At 74.8% G+C, this 16,570-nt stretch carries 11 protein-coding genes; all 11 read right to left on the bottom strand.

Annotated elements, in window-relative coordinates:
* Positions 1 to 438: 438 nt before the first annotated feature.
* The 11 genes from ACFY07_RS27055 to lanKC all read right to left on the bottom strand — a co-directional run bounded on the left by ACFY07_RS27055 (position 439) and on the right by lanKC (position 16,386).
* Positions 439 to 558: an ALQxL family class IV lanthipeptide gene (locus tag ACFY07_RS27055; protein ID WP_390872164.1), complete on the bottom strand. Its 120-nt coding sequence runs from the start codon at positions 556 to 558 to the stop codon at positions 439 to 441.
* The gene (gene lanL, locus ACFY07_RS27050) at positions 548 to 3,277 is read right to left on the bottom strand and encodes a class IV lanthionine synthetase LanL (protein WP_390872163.1); all 2,730 of its coding nucleotides are present in this window, start codon (positions 3,275 to 3,277) and stop codon (positions 548 to 550) included. Before lanL ends, ACFY07_RS27055 begins: the two co-directional genes overlap by 11 nt.
* Positions 3,278 to 3,435: 158 nt before the next feature.
* Positions 3,436 to 4,017 (bottom strand): GAF domain-containing protein, encoded by a 582-nt coding sequence (locus ACFY07_RS27045; RefSeq protein ID WP_390872162.1) that lies wholly within the window; start codon positions 4,015 to 4,017, stop codon positions 3,436 to 3,438.
* Complete coding sequence (locus tag ACFY07_RS27040) at positions 4,017 to 4,865, bottom strand: S8 family serine peptidase (RefSeq protein ID WP_390872160.1); 849 nt, start codon at positions 4,863 to 4,865, stop codon at positions 4,017 to 4,019. The genes ACFY07_RS27045 and ACFY07_RS27040 overlap by 1 nt, the downstream gene beginning before the upstream one ends.
* Positions 4,862 to 8,020, bottom strand: coding sequence for an adenylate/guanylate cyclase domain-containing protein (locus tag ACFY07_RS27035; protein WP_390872159.1), 3,159 nt, complete (start codon positions 8,018 to 8,020; stop codon positions 4,862 to 4,864). Before ACFY07_RS27035 ends, ACFY07_RS27040 begins: the two co-directional genes overlap by 4 nt.
* A 196-nt stretch (positions 8,021 to 8,216) precedes the next feature.
* Positions 8,217 to 8,417, bottom strand: coding sequence for an aroma-sacti cluster domain-containing protein (locus ACFY07_RS27030; RefSeq protein WP_390872158.1), 201 nt, complete (start codon positions 8,415 to 8,417; stop codon positions 8,217 to 8,219).
* The gene (locus tag ACFY07_RS27025; RefSeq protein WP_390872157.1) at positions 8,417 to 9,130 is read right to left on the bottom strand and encodes an iron-containing redox enzyme family protein; all 714 of its coding nucleotides are present in this window, start codon (positions 9,128 to 9,130) and stop codon (positions 8,417 to 8,419) included. Before ACFY07_RS27025 ends, ACFY07_RS27030 begins: the two co-directional genes overlap by 1 nt.
* Entirely contained in the window at positions 9,127 to 10,209 is a 1,083-nt protein-coding gene (locus ACFY07_RS27020) for a radical SAM protein (protein WP_390872156.1), read from the bottom strand. The genes ACFY07_RS27025 and ACFY07_RS27020 overlap by 4 nt, the downstream gene beginning before the upstream one ends.
* Positions 10,191 to 12,155, bottom strand: a complete 1,965-nt coding sequence (locus ACFY07_RS27015; RefSeq protein WP_390872155.1) for a BTAD domain-containing putative transcriptional regulator — start codon at positions 12,153 to 12,155, stop codon at positions 10,191 to 10,193. The genes ACFY07_RS27020 and ACFY07_RS27015 overlap by 19 nt, the downstream gene beginning before the upstream one ends.
* A gap of 179 nt (positions 12,156 to 12,334) precedes the next feature.
* A complete protein-coding gene (locus ACFY07_RS27010) occupies positions 12,335 to 13,639 on the bottom strand; it encodes an MFS transporter (protein WP_390872154.1) in 1,305 nt (434 codons plus the stop codon).
* A gap of 98 nt (positions 13,640 to 13,737) precedes the next feature.
* Positions 13,738 to 16,386 carry a class III lanthionine synthetase LanKC gene (lanKC, locus tag ACFY07_RS27005; RefSeq protein WP_390872153.1) on the bottom strand — a complete coding sequence of 883 codons (2,649 nt, stop codon included), beginning with the start codon at positions 16,384 to 16,386 and terminating at the stop codon, positions 13,738 to 13,740.
* Positions 16,387 to 16,570 lie beyond the last annotated feature (184 nt).

Below are 16,570 nucleotides of genomic sequence, written 5' to 3'. Positions count from 1 at the left end.
CGGGGTACTTCCGGGGTGCTGGCACTGCTGTAGTTCTCCTTACGCCTGGATCGTAACCCAGGCTTCAAGGACTCCACGAAAATCAGTGCAGCTCACGGCGGCGGGACGGAGGAGGCCGGGCCGCAACCGCATCCGCCCAAGACCCGGATCGTCCTGCAAGGACGTGAGCCGTGAGCGCTCGTACGCGCAGACGTCGTTCACGTTTCCGGGGCTCACTATTCGCGTCCGCTCAGCGCGCGGCGGGCAGGGGGGGCGGGCTCAGTCCGACGATGTCGGGCGCACCCGGGCCGGCGGGAGACCGGGCATGCTTCACCTGCACCGCTGCACCGCTGCACCGCTGCACCGCTGCGCCGCAGGACGCGGTGCCGGTTCGGCCGAGGGCGACGGCCGCCGCCCCGGTGCGGGGCGACGGCCGTCGGGCGTTCACGGCTGGGCAGGTCACTGCTCCGCCGGGTCGGACCAGCCGCTGGACCAGCAGCTGATGATGGGGCAGATCCAGCCGTCGTCCACCAGAGCGTCGAGCTCCAGCTGCTGCAGTGCGTTCACGTCAGTCGTCATGTCGAATCACCTCCCTTCGCGCGGGTCGGGACTCCCCGGTGGGGAGCCACGGTCGTGCCCCGCCGTGCCGCAGCCTGACCATCAGGCCGAGCACCCCTGCCAGACCGGTGTTGAAGGCCGCGCTGACCCCGGTCAGGGTCTCGTCGGGGACAAGCATCAGGTCCTCGTGGAGGACGTGCCGCGCATGCACGCAGGCGACAAGCTCGTGCGCGTGGCGGCGGTAACGGGGTTCGTCGAGGGCGTCGGCGAGATCGAGCAGGAACTGCGCGTCGCCCGCGAGGCCGTGACACGCGGCCGGGGAAGCGCGGTGCCGCCCTCGGTGGACGGCGACCGCTGCCGCCTCGGCGGCCTCCCGGTGGCGCGGATCGCCGCCGGCCCGCCAGAGGCGGATGAGGAAGGTGCCGATCCCGGACGCACCGCTGCACCAGTGCGGCGCATGGGTCGGCGCGTCGGGGCGGCGGTCGTCCGCGGCCCAGCCCGCGGCGCCCTCCTGCAGGCGGCCTGCGGCCAGCAGCGTCGCACCGGCCTGCTGCGCGGCGGCCACGAAGTCGTCACGCCCGGCGGCCAGACCGGCCAGGAGGAGGAAGGTGCCGATTCCGGCGGCGCCGTGGCCGAAACCGTAGTGGGCGATCCCTGCGAGGTCCGAGTCGAAACCCCGCGGCACGGGCCAGACCGTGCCCGCGTGGCCCGGCACTGCGGCCGCCAGCAGGTGCTCGGCGGCGGCGACGGCGCGGACACGGAATCCTGGCTCGCCGGTGACCTGCCAGAAGTGCAGCTGGGTGAGGCCCGCTCCGGCCACCCCGTGGCAGACGTCCGGGTTGGGCCACCGCACCGGAACGGCGCGGGCGAGCCGGACAGCGTGGCCGGTCAGGGCCTCGTCGTCGAGCAGCCGGGCCGCGTCGAGCAGGGCCCATGCGGTGCCGGAGCGGCCGAAGTACAGGCCCGGCAGGTGTGGGTCCGGCCCCGCCGTACGGGCGGTGATCCAGCGGGCGGCCTGCGCGACACCGGCGTGCAGCCGTGGGTCGGTGCTGTGCCGGCCGGCTTCGGCGAGGACGCCGAGCACCCCGGCGGCACCGTGCTGCACGTTGAGCGGGTCGGTCCGCTCACCGGATGGCCCGGCGGGCCAGAGCCGCTCCTGGCCGGCCGGGGCCATGTTGTCCAGGAGCCAGGTGAGGCCGTCGTCGAGGATCCGGTCGGTGGCCGCCGGCACGGGTGCGGGGGCCGCCGCCGCGCGCGGCACGGGCCGGGGCCGGACGAGGTGTGCCCGCAGCCGGTCGGGGCCCCAGCGCGCGGCGGGGTCCTCGGCCGTCATGGCCAGTACGGCCTGCCGGTGGGAACGCGTCTCCGGACCGTCCGGCAGGACGGAGTCCACCAGCAGGGCGAGGCGTTCGTCGTGGCCGCGGAGGGCCGGCCGGTCCGGTGCGAACACGGGGTCGGCGCCGGTCAGCACGTGGAGGAGCACCGCCCCGAGGCTGTAGAAGTCCGCCTCCGGACCGGGCGCCGGTCCGACAGCCCCACCGCCGGGTGTCTCCGGGGCGGAGTAGCCCGGCGTACGGACGGTCCGCACCTCGGCGCCCGGCTCGGTGACGGCTTCCAGGTCGATCAGCCGCACCTCGCCGTCGGGCGTCACCATGACGTTGTCCGGAGAGAGATCCCGTAGCACCAGGCCCAGCCGGTGCACCTGCGCGACGACGCGGGCCAGCTCGCCGACGGTGTCCGTGGGCGGGGTGCGGCCCGCGTCGAGGTGCTCGGCCGTCCAGCGACGCAGGGTGCGGCCCGGCACGCGCTCCTGCACCAGGTAGTGGTGGCCGCCCTGTGTGAGGAGCCCGTGCGCCTCGGGGGCGATACCCGACCCGGCGAGGCGCGCGTGCACCGCGGCCTCGTGGCGCAGCAGGTCGGTCGCGTCGGTGCCGGTCAAGGTCGCCCCGACGTGGCTGCGGGCCTCCTTGACCACGACGTCCTGCCCGGTGACGCGGTCCGTGGCGAGATAGACCCCGCCGCGGTAGGAGTGGCGGAGCGCCGACCGGACCTCGTAGCGATCGCCCAGGAGGACGGCCGCGGGCCGGCCGGGCGCAGGTGAGGGGCCGGATGCGGGTGCTGGGTACGGCAGGGGCGGGACGGCCCAGGCCGGAGGTGCGAAACGGGCCTGCCTGCGGTCGCGGACGAGGCCGCCGTCCGGGGCGCGGAGCATCGGCTCGACCGTGCCGTCGACGGTGAGCCGGCCGGTGCCGCGGAAGACCCCGTAGCGGTAGTGCACGAGGCTGCCGGGGAGGTAGGGCAGGTCGGAGAGGATGCTCGGCCCGGCGAGGCCGGCGGTCGCCCGGTGGAGCGCCGCGGCGAGCCGCCGGAACTGCTCGTCGTCCGCCGGGTAGACGGTCACGAACTTGCCCCCGCTGCCGCGCTCCTGGTCCATCGCCACGAGGTCGGTCAGCAGGCGGGGCGTCCTGGCGAACTTGAACGGAACCCGCTCGCCGACGAGCACCCCGGCGACTCGTGAGAGCACAGTCGGTGCCGAGAGCGGAGTGGCCGGGACGTGGATCTTCCAACCCTGCTCACGCAGAACCGCCGTGGGCCGGGAGACGTACCACCACAGTGGCGAGGGCGAGAGCGTCCAGTCGTCGGCGTCGAGGCCGTGCAGCGCGGCGCGGACGACCTCCTCGTAGACCGCGGGGTCCCCGGCCTGGAGGGGAGCGGATGAGGTGGCGGGTGACGGTGTCAATGCTGCTCCTTCAGGCGTCGGGTCGCGGGTGGCGGCGGTGCGGGTGGCGGCGGTGCGGGTGGTGCGGTGGGGGTGGTGCGGTGGGGGTGGTGCGGGTGTTCACGGTGGTGCTGGTGTTCTCGGCGGAACTGTGGCGGCGGCGCCGGCGGTGCGGGTGTTCAGGGCGTACCGGGCACGTCGAGCAGTTCCTGGAGCTGGGTGAGGAGGCGGGCCGCCGTGACGTGGTCGTCGGCGGTGAGCGCGCGGACTGCGGCCGGCCGGTGGTGGGTGACCAGGCGCAGCGCCGTTGCGGCCTGCCGGGCGAACATCGACAGCAGTTCGAGTTCGTCGAGGCTGGATCGGGTCTGCGGGGAAGGGTCGAGGACTTCCAGCACGCCCAGGGTCTGGTGGTCGTGCAGGAGGGGAACGGCCATCAGCGCGTCGGGGACGTACTGGGTCGACTTGGCGAAGGTCCGGTCGAACGCGGTGTTCTGCGCCAGCCGGTCGACGACCATGGGTTCGCCCGAGGTGGCGACCCATCCGGCGATCCCACGGTCGGCGGGGAACCGGCGGCCGACGAGGAACTCCTCTCCCTGGCCGGAGACGGCCTGGAAGACGAGCTCGTCGGTCGCCTCGTCGAGGAGGAAGACGGAGCTGGCCTGGGCGCCGAAGATGGCTCTCGCGACGTCGACGACCGACTGGAGCAGTTCGAGGGCGACGGGGTGGGCGGACTGTGTGGCGGGCTCGGCGGCAGAGGACATCAGGCACCTTCGGGGCTGCGGGCGGTGATACGGACGTTGGCGGCGGAGAGGTAGAGCGCGTTCTTCAGCTGGAAGGTCGTCATCCGCGGGTTCGCGGAGAGGAACCTTGCGCAGAGCCCGGCGACGTAGGGCGTGGCGAAGCTGTTGCCGGTGCTGCGGATCGAGGTGCCGCCGAGCCAGGGCACCTCCACGTTCTGGCCGGGGGCGAAGAACTCCACGGGCGGGTCCGGGTTGTACAGGTGCAGGTCGGAGTCGTCCTCCTGGTGGCTGCCGACGGAGATCACGGAGGCGAACCGCCAGGGGAAGCTCTCCACCGGGGTGTTGTGGGCGGAGGCGACGATCACGGTGCGGTGGAAGTAGGCCGCGTCCACGAGCGCGTGGAGTTCCTCGGCGAAGCGGGTGCGGGTGGTGGACAGGCTCAGGTTCACCACGTCGAAGCCCTGCTCCACGGCCCACCGCAGCCCTGCAAGAAGGATGTCGCCGGTGCCGGAGAAGCGTTCGCCCAGTACCCGGACGCTGTGGATCTCGCAGTCGGGTGCGGCGCGCCTGATGATCCCGGCGCAGGCTGTGCCGTGGCCGCAGGTGTCGCCGGTGTCGGTGGTACGCACCTCGATGCCGTCGCCGTCCTTGACGGCGACCCAGGAGCCGCCGAGCGGGCCGATGAGCGGATGGTCGCGTTCGACGCCGGAGTCCACCACACACACCCGGACACCGCGGCCGGTGCCTTGGAGCGGTTGCTGCTGCAGGCCCGCCGGCACGCCGTCGGCGGTGACGGTGATGTCCTGGGGGCTCCTGCCGCGCAGACTCCAGGTGAGCCTGCCGTCCCCGGTGGGGGCCGTGGGGGTCATGTGGTGACTTCCCTTCTGCGCACGTGCGGGTTCGGTCCTGCGCCGGGCGCGTGGCCGCCGGGTGCGGCGGTACTGTCGGCCGGCTGGAAGGCGGCGGCCCACCGGACGCCGGGCAGGTGCCCCTTCGCGCCGAACCACCGGCCGGCGCGGGCGGCGGCGGCCGCCGCCTCCGGGCCGCGGCCGAGCAGCTGCAGGGTGGTGGCTGTGTCGAGTGCTGCCTGGGCCCGTACCAGGGGGGAGTCGGTCCGGTCCGCGCTCCGGACGGCCCGCGCGGCGAGTCGCAGGGCACGGCCGGCGTCGCCGCGGCCCGCGGCGAGGCGTGCCTGCAGGCCGTCGTGGTCCGCGGTCTCGGTGTCGGGGCCGCCGTCGGGCGGAGCGGCCGTTGCACCGAGAACGCGGCGGGCCTCGCCGGTGTCGCCGGTGTCCAGGAGGAGCCGGGCGGATTCCAGGTTGACGGTGCGCAGCAGCGACTCGGCTTCCAGGGCCCGTGCGGCAAGGGCGGCCTCGCCGAGCAGGTCGAGGGCCGTGCCGTGCTCGCGGGCGGCGGAGTGCACGGCCGCGCCGAAGAGCGGCAGGAAGATCCGGGCCTCGGCGAAGCCGAGTTCGCGGGCGAGCCGGCCGGCGAGCGCGAGGTGTTCGCGGGCGGCTTCGTGCTCGTCCCGCAGGGCGAGGAGGACGGCCAGTGGGCAGTTGAGCGTCACCTGCACGGTGCGCCGACCCCGGCCGTGGTCGGCGAGGAGGGAGCGGCAACGGTCCACGGCGGACGGCACCGGCTCGGGCCCCCGCCACAGGGAGATGCCCATCGCGCCCAGAGCGGCGGCGCGTTCGGGTTCGGCGTCGGCCCGGATGGTGTGGCGCAGCGCCCGGAGCAGCAGCCGGTCGGCATCGCCGTGCCGGCCGAGGCCCTGATGGTGCTGGGCCAGGCGCAGGCAGGCGCGTGCCTGGCCGAGGTCGTCCGCGGCCGCCTCGAAGACCGGCAGGACGGCCAGCGCCGCCTGCGGTACGGCGTGGGCGTCGGGCCCCGCGTCCACGGCGAGGGCGAGCCGGGCGTGGGCGCTCTCCGCGGGGTGCTCGACTGCGGCGAGTGCAGCGCCGAGCAGGGCGCGGCCCTGTTCGGCGCGGCCGAGGGCGAGGTTGACCTCGCCGAGCCTGCGGGTGGTCGGTACCGCGGCGGGCTCCCCGGGTTGGTTCAGGGCGGCGGCGCGGGAGAGCAGGTGCTCCGCGCGGAGGAGGTCGGAGCGGTCGAGGGCACGGCCACCTGCCTCGGCGAGGGACTCCGCCGCGCCGCGGCGCAGCCTCTCGGTGTCCGCGTCGGTGATGCCGAGCTCGCGCCGGTAACGGTGGGCGAGCTCGAGGTGGTAGCCGATGCCCGCGGGGCCGGCGGTGCGGACCGAGGGGAGGGCTGCGGCGCAGGCGTGCAGGTCGGAGCGGGTGCGCTTGGACATGCACTGGTAGGCCACCTCCTGGACGAGCCCGCTGGTGAAGCGGAACGACGTGGGGTCGGCAACGGGCCGGGAGGCGGGCTCGATCAGGCGGCGGCGGCTGAGTCCGACCAGTGTGGGACGCAGTGGGGGCGGGTCCTGGCCGGCCCGGCCCTGCGTGCTGCGGCCGGCGAGGTCGGTGAGTTCGTGTACGGTGAACTCGCGGCCCAGCACGGCGGCGAGGTCGAGGGTGCTGCGGTCCGCGGCGCAGAGCGCGTCGATCCGTGCGCCGAGGAGCGCCTGCACGGTGGGCGGCAGTTCGGGGGCTTGCCCGCCGCCCTCCCCGTCACCGCCGTCGAGTGCGGAGAGCAGGTGCTCCAGGTGGAGCGGGTTGCCGCCGGTGCGTTCGAGCAGGGCCGAGCCGTCCGGGTCGTGGTCGGCGCCGGCGACGAGTTCGGCGGCGAGCCGCGTGCACTCCTGCGGGGACAGGCCGGTGAGGGTCACCGCGGTCCGTCGGGAGGCGGACCAGGTCTCGGCAGCTTCGGGGCGTGCCGGGCAGATCAGGAGGACGGCGGCGCGGCCGAGCCGGTCGACGAGCCGGTCGAGTACGTCCAGCAGCAGCGGACCGGCCCACTGGCAGTCGTCGACGACGAGGACCACCGGCTGCCGGGCGGCGAGTGCGGTGAGCACCCGGAGGAGTGCGCCGCAGGTGTCGTCCACGGACGGGTTGGGTGTGCCGTCGAGCAGCAGGCCGCTGTCGAGCACGGCCAGGGCTTCGGAGAGGGCGGCACGCTCTGCCGGAGCGGTGGTGCGGTGCAGGTCGCACGGGCAGGGGCTGTCGGTCGGCGGTGTGCCCGGCCCGGTGCCCGCGAGCGGGGCGGTGCGGGGCGGTGCGGGGCGGTGGGGCGGGGGGAGCAGGTCGGCGAGTGCGTCGGCGAGCGGTCCGAGGCTGCCCCGGCCGCCGTAGGTCCGGCAGCGTCCGGAGCCGTGCACGAGGGCGGAGGGGCCGGTGCGTTCCAGCCACTCGCGGACCAGCCGGGTCTTGCCCTGCCCGGCCTCGCCGGAGACGGTGACCAGCCGGGCGCCACCGCCTGCCGCCGTGTCGGCGAACGCCTCGTCGAGTGCCGCCAGTTCGCGCCGCCGCCCGACGAAGCGCAGGTCGAAGCGGCGCAGCGACACGGGGTCGTCCTCGCCGAGGCCCAGCAGGCGGTGGGCGGTGACCGGGTCCGCTTTGCCCTTGAGCGTGAGGGCGCCGACCTCCTGGGCCTGCACGGTGGGGCCGGCGGCGAGGAGGGTGTCCGGGCCGATCAGCACCTCGCCGGGGCCTGCGTTCTGTTCCAGCCGGGCGGCGATGTTGACGGTCTCGCCGGAGACGAGGGCCTGCCGTGCGGAGGAGTCGGCTCCTGCGACGACCCGGCCCGTGTTGATGCCGATCCGGACGCCCAGGCGCACCCCGAGTGCGGCGTCGAGGTCGGCGTTGAGCTCTTCGAGTGCCGCCAGCATGCCCAGAGAGGCCGCCAGGGCGCGTCGCGCGTCGTCCTCCCGTACGGTCGGCACGCCGAACACGGCCATCACGGCGTCGCCGATGAACTTCTCCAGTGTGCCGCCGTGTGTCTCGATCTGATGGCGCATCAGCTCGAAGTAGCGCAGGGTCACGCCGCGCAGGGTCTCCGGGTCGAGGGCGCCCGAGAGCGCGGTGGATCCGACCATGTCGCAGAACAGGACGGTGACCACCTTGCGGCCCTCCTGTGGCGTGCCCCCCGGTCCCTGCGGGGCGCCGGCACACGGCGTGCCGCAGGACGGGCAGAACCGGGCGCCGGGCGGCAACGACTGGCGGCAGTAGGTGCAGGACATGCCGGTCCACCTTCAGCGAGATCGTCGGACGGACAGGGCGCCTCGTACGGGGGGCGCCCGCGTTTCCGGGGTGGGGTCAGAACAGTGCGCCGCCGGCGATCTCGGCGTGGGCCTGTACCTCGGGCCCGACCTCGTCGAGCCGGTTCTTGATGTCGAGGAGCAGGGAGAGCTCCTGCGGGCTGAGCCCTTCCAGGACCTCCTGCTGCTCCTCGGTGAAGGCGTCGAGGACGAAGCCCGCCTCCTGCAGTCGGTGCAGGATGTGCTGCCGATTGGTCATCACTGGTCTCCAGATGCAGTAAGCCCGACGAACAGACGGGTGATCCCGTCTGCGGTGTGGAGGGCACTGACGGCCACCGCTGTGAGCTGCGCAGGCGTCAGCGGCAGTTCGTCGAGCAGGGCGTCGAGATCGGCCGCGTGCCCGCCGTCGAGTGCGGCGTGCTCGTGCACCGTGCGGAAGGCCGCCGGGGGCAGCCCGGTGTCCCGTGCGAGCCGCGCGGCCAGCCGGGGCGAGGGCGCGTTGCACTCCAGGGTGAGGATGTATCCGAGCAGGGCAACCGGGTGGTGGTGCTCGATCCAGTAGTACTGGGCGCCGGCGAGTTCGGCGACGGCGGTCGGCGGCTGCGCCGCGAGGAGCGCGGCCGGGTCGCCGCCGGCTACGGCGAAGTCGGCGAGCAGCCAGGCGTCGTGGTCGCGTTCCTCCTCGACATGCGCGGCGAGATAACGGCCCAGCCGGTCGGCGAGCGGATCACCGGGGGTCTCCGCGCAGCGGCGGGCGGCCAGTTCCATGAGCGGGACGGACGCCTGGACGAGCGCGTGCATGGCGGTGAGGTAACGGAGGTAGCGCGGGCGCAGTCCGGCGGGCTGCCACAGCGCCGCGCAGGCGGCCTGCAGGGTGGGCACGGCGAGTCCGAGCCTGGTGCGCAGCACGGCGGAGGCGGTGGACGATGCCGGGGCGCGGCCGGGTGCGGTCCTGTGGGCAGAGAGGGTCATGGCCGGCCTCCGCCGTCGGTGGGGGAGACCAGGCCGGCGTATGCGGAGACACCGTTGCGGTGGACGAACGCGACGGGACCTGCCGCCAGTTGGGTGTGCGTGGAGTGGCGGTCGAGGAGTTCGCCGACGGGTCCGGCGCCGTCCCGTCCGGCTCCCGCCAGGACCTCGGACCGGTCGGCGAGGGTCCGGCAGGTCGCGCACCGGCCGCAGTCGGGCGCCCCGGATGTGTACCGGGCCATGAGGTGCCCCGGCCCCACGACGCGGAGCAGGCGCAGCATGGGGGAGCCGAGGCAGCGGTGGCGTACCGTCTCCCAGTCGTCCTCGGCGACGTGCCCGAGGAGCAGGTGGGCGGGCACGGGCCGGTCGTCCACCGTCTGCTGGTTGCAGCAGGCCACGACCGTGCCGTCGAAGGCGACCGTCGGCCAGGCGGCCATCGGGCAGGGCACGGCCGCGCCTCCGTCGGTGTCCGGCCGGGTGGCGGCGCCGGCCCAGGATGCGGCGCGCCCGACCGGCCGGACGTCGTTCACCAGCATCGGGACCCGGTCGGCGAACTCGCGGCGGACGGCGGAGACGACGTCGGCGAGGTACGGGTCGTCGGGGCCCGTCCCGGTCAGGTGGAAGCTCGCGGGCACCCCCGCGTCGAGGATCCGCCGGACGGCGGCGAACACGTCGGCGCGCGGCACCTCGCGCTCGTGGTGGACGTCGAGGCTGGCCGAGAAGTGGTCGGCCGCGGTGACCGCCCGCATGATCCGCGCCGGCACGGGCCTGCCTCCCCGGGCGAAGAACATGCCGCTCAGCAGGGCGGTACGGGTGCCCGCCGCGCGGGCCAGCGCGGCGAGTTCTGCGGTCAGGCCGGGGCGAAGGAGCGGTTCGCCGCCGGTGAGGAGAACGACCCGAGGGGCGTTGCGGGCGGTGAACGAGGCGACGAAGCGGCGCAGCCGGTCCGCCGCCGTCTGCTCGCCCGCCATCGTGGAGGAGGTTGAGCAGTGGGCGCAGGACAGCGGGCAGCGCCGGGTGAGCGTCAGCAGAAGCCCGGCTGCCGGGACGGGGCGCAGTGCGATCAGCTCGCCCAGTTCCATGTGCCCTCCTCTGCCGCGTGGTCGTACGGTGTCGTGAGCACTGTGGCGCCCATCGGTCCCGGAGCGGTTGCCCGGTGGTTCACAACCGGCATATCCGCTCTTCCGGCCGGGGCTGCGACCGGTTCCCCGCGTCCGCCGAGCTCCCGGAGGTAGAGGTGCGCCAGCCGGGGCAGCTCGTACAGGGCCGCGTGTGCGGTGACCTCGGTCGCCGGGGAGACAAGTGCCCCGGCATGGATGAGCAGTTCCAGGACGCGCAGCGCCGCGGGCTCCGGACAGTCCAGGGCCGTCGCGGCGTCGCCCAGGGTGAAGGGCCGGGCCAGCGGCAGCCGCCCGAGACGGAGCAGAGCTGACCGGCCGGGATCCGTCAGTGCCTGCCAGCCGTCCGCCATCCGGTTGCGGATGGTGAGATCGCCGGCGGCGAGCTCGTCCATCACTGCTTCCGGCTCGGCCAGCCGGGCCGCGTACTCGGCCAGCGGGATGTGGCGCAGGACGGCCAGCCGCTGGCCGCTGATCCGTACGGCCAGCGGTGACAGCCCGCCGGCCTCGACGATCCGCCGGGCGGAGGCGCGGTCGGCGCGGACACGCGACGGGCCGATGATGCGGGCGAGCAGCTCCATCGCCTCCTCGACGGGAAGCGGCGCCAGGGCGATCCGGTGGACACTGGCCAGTCCGGCGAGCCACGAACGCGAGGCGATCACGGCCGCGCCCGCGCCGGTGCCCGGCAGCAGCGGCCGCACGGCCGCCTCGTCGGGGGCGTTCTCCAGGAGCAGCAGCACCCGGTGCTCGGCGAACCAGTCCCGCCACAGCGCGGCCGCCTGCGCCGGGTGGTCGGGCAGCAGTGCGGAGACCCGGTCCAGCCGGGCGGCGCGGGCCAGCTCGCCGAGGACAGCGGTGAGCGGCCGCTTCGTACCGCCGGCCCGACGGAGGTCGACGAGGAACCGGCCGTCGGGGAAATCCTCGCGCAGGGAGTGCGCCAGACGGACCATCAGGGTGCTTTTGCCGGTGCCCACCGGCCCGACCAGCACGGCGACGTGGCCGTTCCGGCGCCGTACCGCGTCACGCAGCTCGGCCAGCTGCCTCCGGCGGCCGGTGTAGTCGGGCGTGTCGGGGGGCAGCAGCGTTCGCGTCGGGGTCCGTCGAGGGACGGCGGCCTTGGGGGCCGCGGAGGCGCCGAGCGTACCGGCCAGCACCTCCCGGTACATTTCCTCCATGGCCGCACTGGGCGCCAGCCCCAGCTCGCGGGCGAGCAGCTGCCGCAGCGTCTCGTAGACGGCGAGGGCCTCGCCCTGCCGCCCGTCGCGGTGCAGCGCGATCATCTGGATGGCGCGCAGCCGCTCCCGCAGCGGATGCCGCTCGGCGACCTCGGCGACCGCCTCGGCGACCTCGGCGTTGCGGCCCCGGGCCGAGGCGATCTCGGCCCAGGTCTCGTAGGCGGAGAGGTAGCGGTCGGTCAGCCGGTCGGCCTCGGCCTGCAGCGGCCCGGAGTCCGACAGTTCCGCCAGGGGCGGCCCCTGCCACAGGTCGAGCGCCTGGCGCAGCAACTCGGCGGCGGTGTCCGGGTCGCCGTCGCGGGCGGCGTCGCGTCCCGCCGAGGCCAGCGCCCGGAACCTCAGGGTGTCGACCTCCTCCTCCGACATACGGAGCACGTATCCGCCGGGGGCGAGGGCGAGCCGTCCGGGCAGGCCGGCCTCGCACAGGAGGCGTCGCAGCGCCCAGACGTACTTCTGCAGGTTCTTGCGGGCGGTCCGGGGCGCTTCGCCGGGCCAGACGGCGTCGGCCAGCGAGTCCACCGAGACGGGGGTGCCAGCGCGGCACAGCAGCATGGCGAGGACCATCCGCTGTTTCAACGGGCCGAGGGGCAGGGTCCGCCCACAGCTCGTACCGGTAAGGGGGCCGAGCAGCGAGAACCGTACGGTGCTGTGGGGTTCGTTGTCGGGAAGAGGCATGCAGGCGTTCCTCCGGCGTCCGGGAGCGCGGGTCGACCAAGTGCCATGAGGGTGTGCGACCGCTGGCGTGGACATCGTCGAGGCGGCGCCGCGCGGCGCGCATCGGGGCACCGCCCCCATATTTGTGCGGTGTCCCGGGACGTCCGTACGTAAGTCCGGTGCGCGGACGGCGCTCCCGGTCACGCTCCCGTGGCCGCGGCGGGTCCGGCCGCGGGGGTGTCCGCTCCGTCCGTGCCCGGCGCGTCGGCGTCCGCGTGCGCCGCGCGCAGGCCGCGGGCCGCGCGGGCCGCCGACGGCCCGACCGCACCGATGACGAGCAGCCCGGCACCGGCCAGCATCCAGAGTGCCGCTCGGACCCCGAGCAGGTCGCCGAGGAATCCACCGGCCAGCGCACCCACCAACGCCGTCGCCGACGTGACGACCTGGAGCGCCGCCATCGCGCGGCCCATCATCGCCTCCGCGACGTCCGTCGCCAGCACGGACACCAGAGCCACGTTGGCCACCGCGCCGAACAGCACGGGCAGCCCGATCCCCAGCGCGGCACAGAGCGCGGCCAGCGGCAGCGGCCCGGCCGCGACGGGCAGCAGCACCGACGACAGCAGCGCCCCGGCGAAGCACACCAGCACCGTCAGACGGGCGTCGCGCCCAGGACGCAACAGCCGTTCGGCGAGGGCCGACCCGGTCAGCCCCATCACGCCCGACAGCACGAACGCCAGCCCGTACACACCCACCGGCAGGTGCACGGTGCGCAGCAGGAACGGACCGGTCAGCGTCGCCGCTCCGGCCAGCGCCGCCGCCGGAGCCGCCACGAACAGCAGCAGGGCGCGGTGGAACGGGTGACCGGCGAAGAACCGCATCCCGGCGGCCGCCCCGCGGATGCCCTCCCGCCGGGTCTCCGTCCGCGGCGGCGCCGCCGTCCGGTCCGGGGACCGCATGCCCGCCAGCGCCAGCGCGCTCAGCAGGTAGCTGGCGGCGTCCGTTCCGAGCGCCGCCGCGCCGCCGAACAGGGCGATCACCGGACCGGCCAGGATCCGGCCCGCCAGCGCGGCACCGAACTGCCCTGCCTGCAGCCGGGCCCGCGTCTGCCCGATCGCCTGCGCGCCGACCAGGTGACGCAGGTGCACGAAGTAGAGGGAGCCGAGCAGGACCCCGAGGAACCCCTGGACGAGACCGAGGCCGGTCAGCCAGCCGATCGACGCCACCCCGTGACGCAGACCCAGGGCCACCGCACCGACCGCGGCGGCCGACAGCAGGTCCAGCAGCAGCATCGCCCGCCGCGGACGGGCTGCGCGGTCCGCCAGGACCCCGGCCAGGAGGCCGAACACGATGCCCGGCACCGTCGCCGCAGCGCTGATCAGACCGACCTCGCCGGCCGTCGCCCCCAGATCCGTCAGGGCCACGACCGGCAGGGCGATGGTGGTGAACACGGAGCCGAACGCCGAGGCGGTCTGACCGCACCAGTAGAGATTGACGTCACGTCGCACAGGCACTCCAAGGAGGGGAGGAAGGGATCTCCGCACGCGTGCCGGTACGGGGCCGCGGCCGCAGCGGCCCCGGCCCCGTACCGAAGAGATGGCGGGCGCTACCCGGCTGCGGGCCCCCGCCCGGTGGGCAGTGCCGTCTCGGACAGGGAGTCGACGGTGAACAAGGCGTCCGGCCGCGGCGACAGCAGCTCGGTCAGGAACAGCAGCACACCGGCGGAGCCGCTCCACAGGTCGGCGCTGCAGCGCAGCAGCTGGTCGCCCGGCATCCGTACCCCGGTGGCGTGCGGCACGGCGAAACCGAACAGCTTCCGCGCGGTCCGCACCGCCGCCGCCCGGCTCTCTTCCGAGCCGGTGACCGCCGCGTGGTCCACGAGGGCGAACCCCAGACCCGACAAGCCCTGGAAGAGGCCGGGCATCACGGTGTACGCGACGTCCATCACCGGCAGCAGCCGCGGTACCGCCCCGGCCAGCCGCTCGTCGCCGGTCACCGCCAGGTAGCGGGACGCCACATGCAGCATCCCCGCCGACCCGCAGTACAGGTACGGCATGGCACGGCTGTCCACCGCCGAGACGGGGAAGGTCATGCCCGCCTCCTCCGGCGCGGCCTCGCGGTCCAGCTCCGTGTGCAGCAGCCGCAGCCCGCGCTTCAGGAGCGCCTGGTCACCGCAGACCGCGGCGAGCTGATGAAGCATCAGTGCCACCCCGCACCGCCCGTGCGCCAGGCCGGTGGCATCGTCCCGCCCCAGCCGGGCCACCAGCCCCTCGTCGTCGGGCAGGGCCCGGGCCAGCGCCAGCGCCCGCTCCACGTGGTGCTCGTCGCGGGTGGCGCCGTACAGCGCCAGGTGACCCAGCGCGAGGCCGGCGGCGCCCCCGGACACCGTCGCGCTCTCCGCCACCAGCGGGTGCCTGTCCGCAATCGCGAGGATGTCCCGGGCCTCGTCCACCAGCCCTTGGTCGGCCAGCACCCTGGCGATGCCGGCCGCCCCCACGTACAGCCCCGGGGCGAGGTCGCCGGCCTTGTCCAGCGCCTCGCGCCGCAGCCGCTCCAGCATGCCGTCGGGCAGCGGCCGGCCCGCCCGGCGCAACGAGTGTGCGACACCCGCGGCGCCGTACGCCACGCACAGCGTGTTGGTCCGGTAGCCGTCCGCGACGGTGGGGAACATCCGCTCCGGGTGCCCGACGTCCGCCATCGCCACCAGCGCGTCGGCCACCGAGAGGCGCAGAGCGGCCAGGTGCACCAGTGGGTCGGCCGCCACATCCTCCGGCCCGGGCAGCCGCGCCTTGCCGTCCGGTGCGTGGTACCTCGTGGCGCGCCGCCACAGCCGCTCCGGCACCCGGCCGATCTGGTCGATGCCGTGCCGCAGGTGGTCCAGCACGTCGGGGTTGCGGCGCACCACGTGGTGGAACGGCCCCACGAGCAGCTGGGCGAGCGCGGAGACGCCGTAGTCGTCGTACACCGACGGATCGTCCCCGATCAGGCCGCGCGGGGGCGAGTAACCGGGCGTCCCCATGGGGCTGAAGCCCGTGCCGGGGCGCTGCGCGACCTCGAAGTCGACCAGCCGGATGGTGTCGTCGTCGACGAGCACGTTGCCGGGGCTGACGTCGACGAAGAGGTACCCGCAGGCGTGCAGGCGGTCGAGGGCCTGCTCGACCCCGTCGATCAGCCTCTGGCAGCGCTCGAAGTAGTCGGCGACGTCGTGCTCCGTCGCGCCGGCCCGGATCAGCGGGTTGTTGGCGGCCATCCACTTGTTCATCGCCCTGCCGTCGATGAACTCCGTGACCAGGAAGTCGTGTTCCCAGGCACTGAAGTGGGCGAGCGGCTCGGGAGCCAGCCCGGGGGCCAGCCCGTGGAGGACCTGCAGGGTCTCCCACTCGCCGCGCAGGCGCGCTCGGGCGTCGCGCCCGTCCGCCTCGACGGCCGTGTGCGCCCGGGCCTCCTTGATGAACACCGGCCGGCCGGTGGCCGCCTCGTGACCCCGGTACGCGCCGCCGGCGTTGCTGTGCCGCAGCGCCGACTCGAAAACGTATCCGCCCAGTGTCACCGGCTTCGCGGGGCCGTTCACCGTGCCCGTGCCCGTGCCCGTGCCCGTGCCCGCGCCCGTCCCCGCGCCCGTCCCCGTCGTCGGAGGGCGGAACGGGTCCTTGATGCCGTCCGGCGGCCGGAACGATGTTCCCCGCAGGTCTTCCACCAGGACGCCGTCACCGTCGCGGGCCAGGAGCATGCGGGTGCCGTCGGCACGCACGCGCGAGCGCGGCACGAAGGCGCCGTACCGGTAGTGGACCGTCCGCGAGTCGCCGAAGCGGCGGTCGGTGAGGATGAACGGCCCGTCCTCGTCGGACAGCGCCGCGCGCAGTGCCTCCATCAGCCGCCGCGCCGCGGCCTCGCCGGACGGGTACGCGGCGATGAATTTGCCGCTCTGCGGCCGGGGGGCGTGCTTGTGGTGCGCCCACTGGTGGAAGAGCCGGCACGACAGGTGCTTGAACGGGACGTCCTGCTCGAAGCAGATCACGGCGACGGTGTCGAGCACCGCCTGCAGACGGTCGGCCTTGGCGGAGACGTGGACCTTCCAGCCGTCCTCGACGCCTTCCAGCTTCCGCCGGAACCACATGGTCCACACGCTCGACTCGACGCTCTGCCACTCCGGTGGGACCGGATCGGGACGGTAGACCTCGCCGCGGTCGGCCGCCGACTCCAGCGGTGCGTAGAAGTCCGGATCGGCGACGGCGAACGCGAGCGGTTGGTGCATGCTCTCCCCTTCTCTTCCTGTGGCAGGCAGGGCGCTTGCGCGGGACGGACGTCGGACACGGCCCGTGGGGGGCCGGCCGGGCCGGCCGCCCCCCCCCGGCCCCCCGGGGGGGGGGGGGGGGCCGCGGGCCCCCGCCCCCCGCGGCCCCCGCCCCCCCGGCCCCCCCCCGCCCCCCCGGCGCCCC

Origin of the sequence: Streptomyces sp. NPDC001380 (genome assembly GCF_042895785.1) — a bacterium.
Classification (GTDB): domain Bacteria; phylum Actinomycetota; class Actinomycetes; order Streptomycetales; family Streptomycetaceae; genus Peterkaempfera.
The sequence above is the reverse complement of the archived record's forward strand: the minus strand, read 5'-3'. Positions and strand labels throughout refer to the sequence as shown.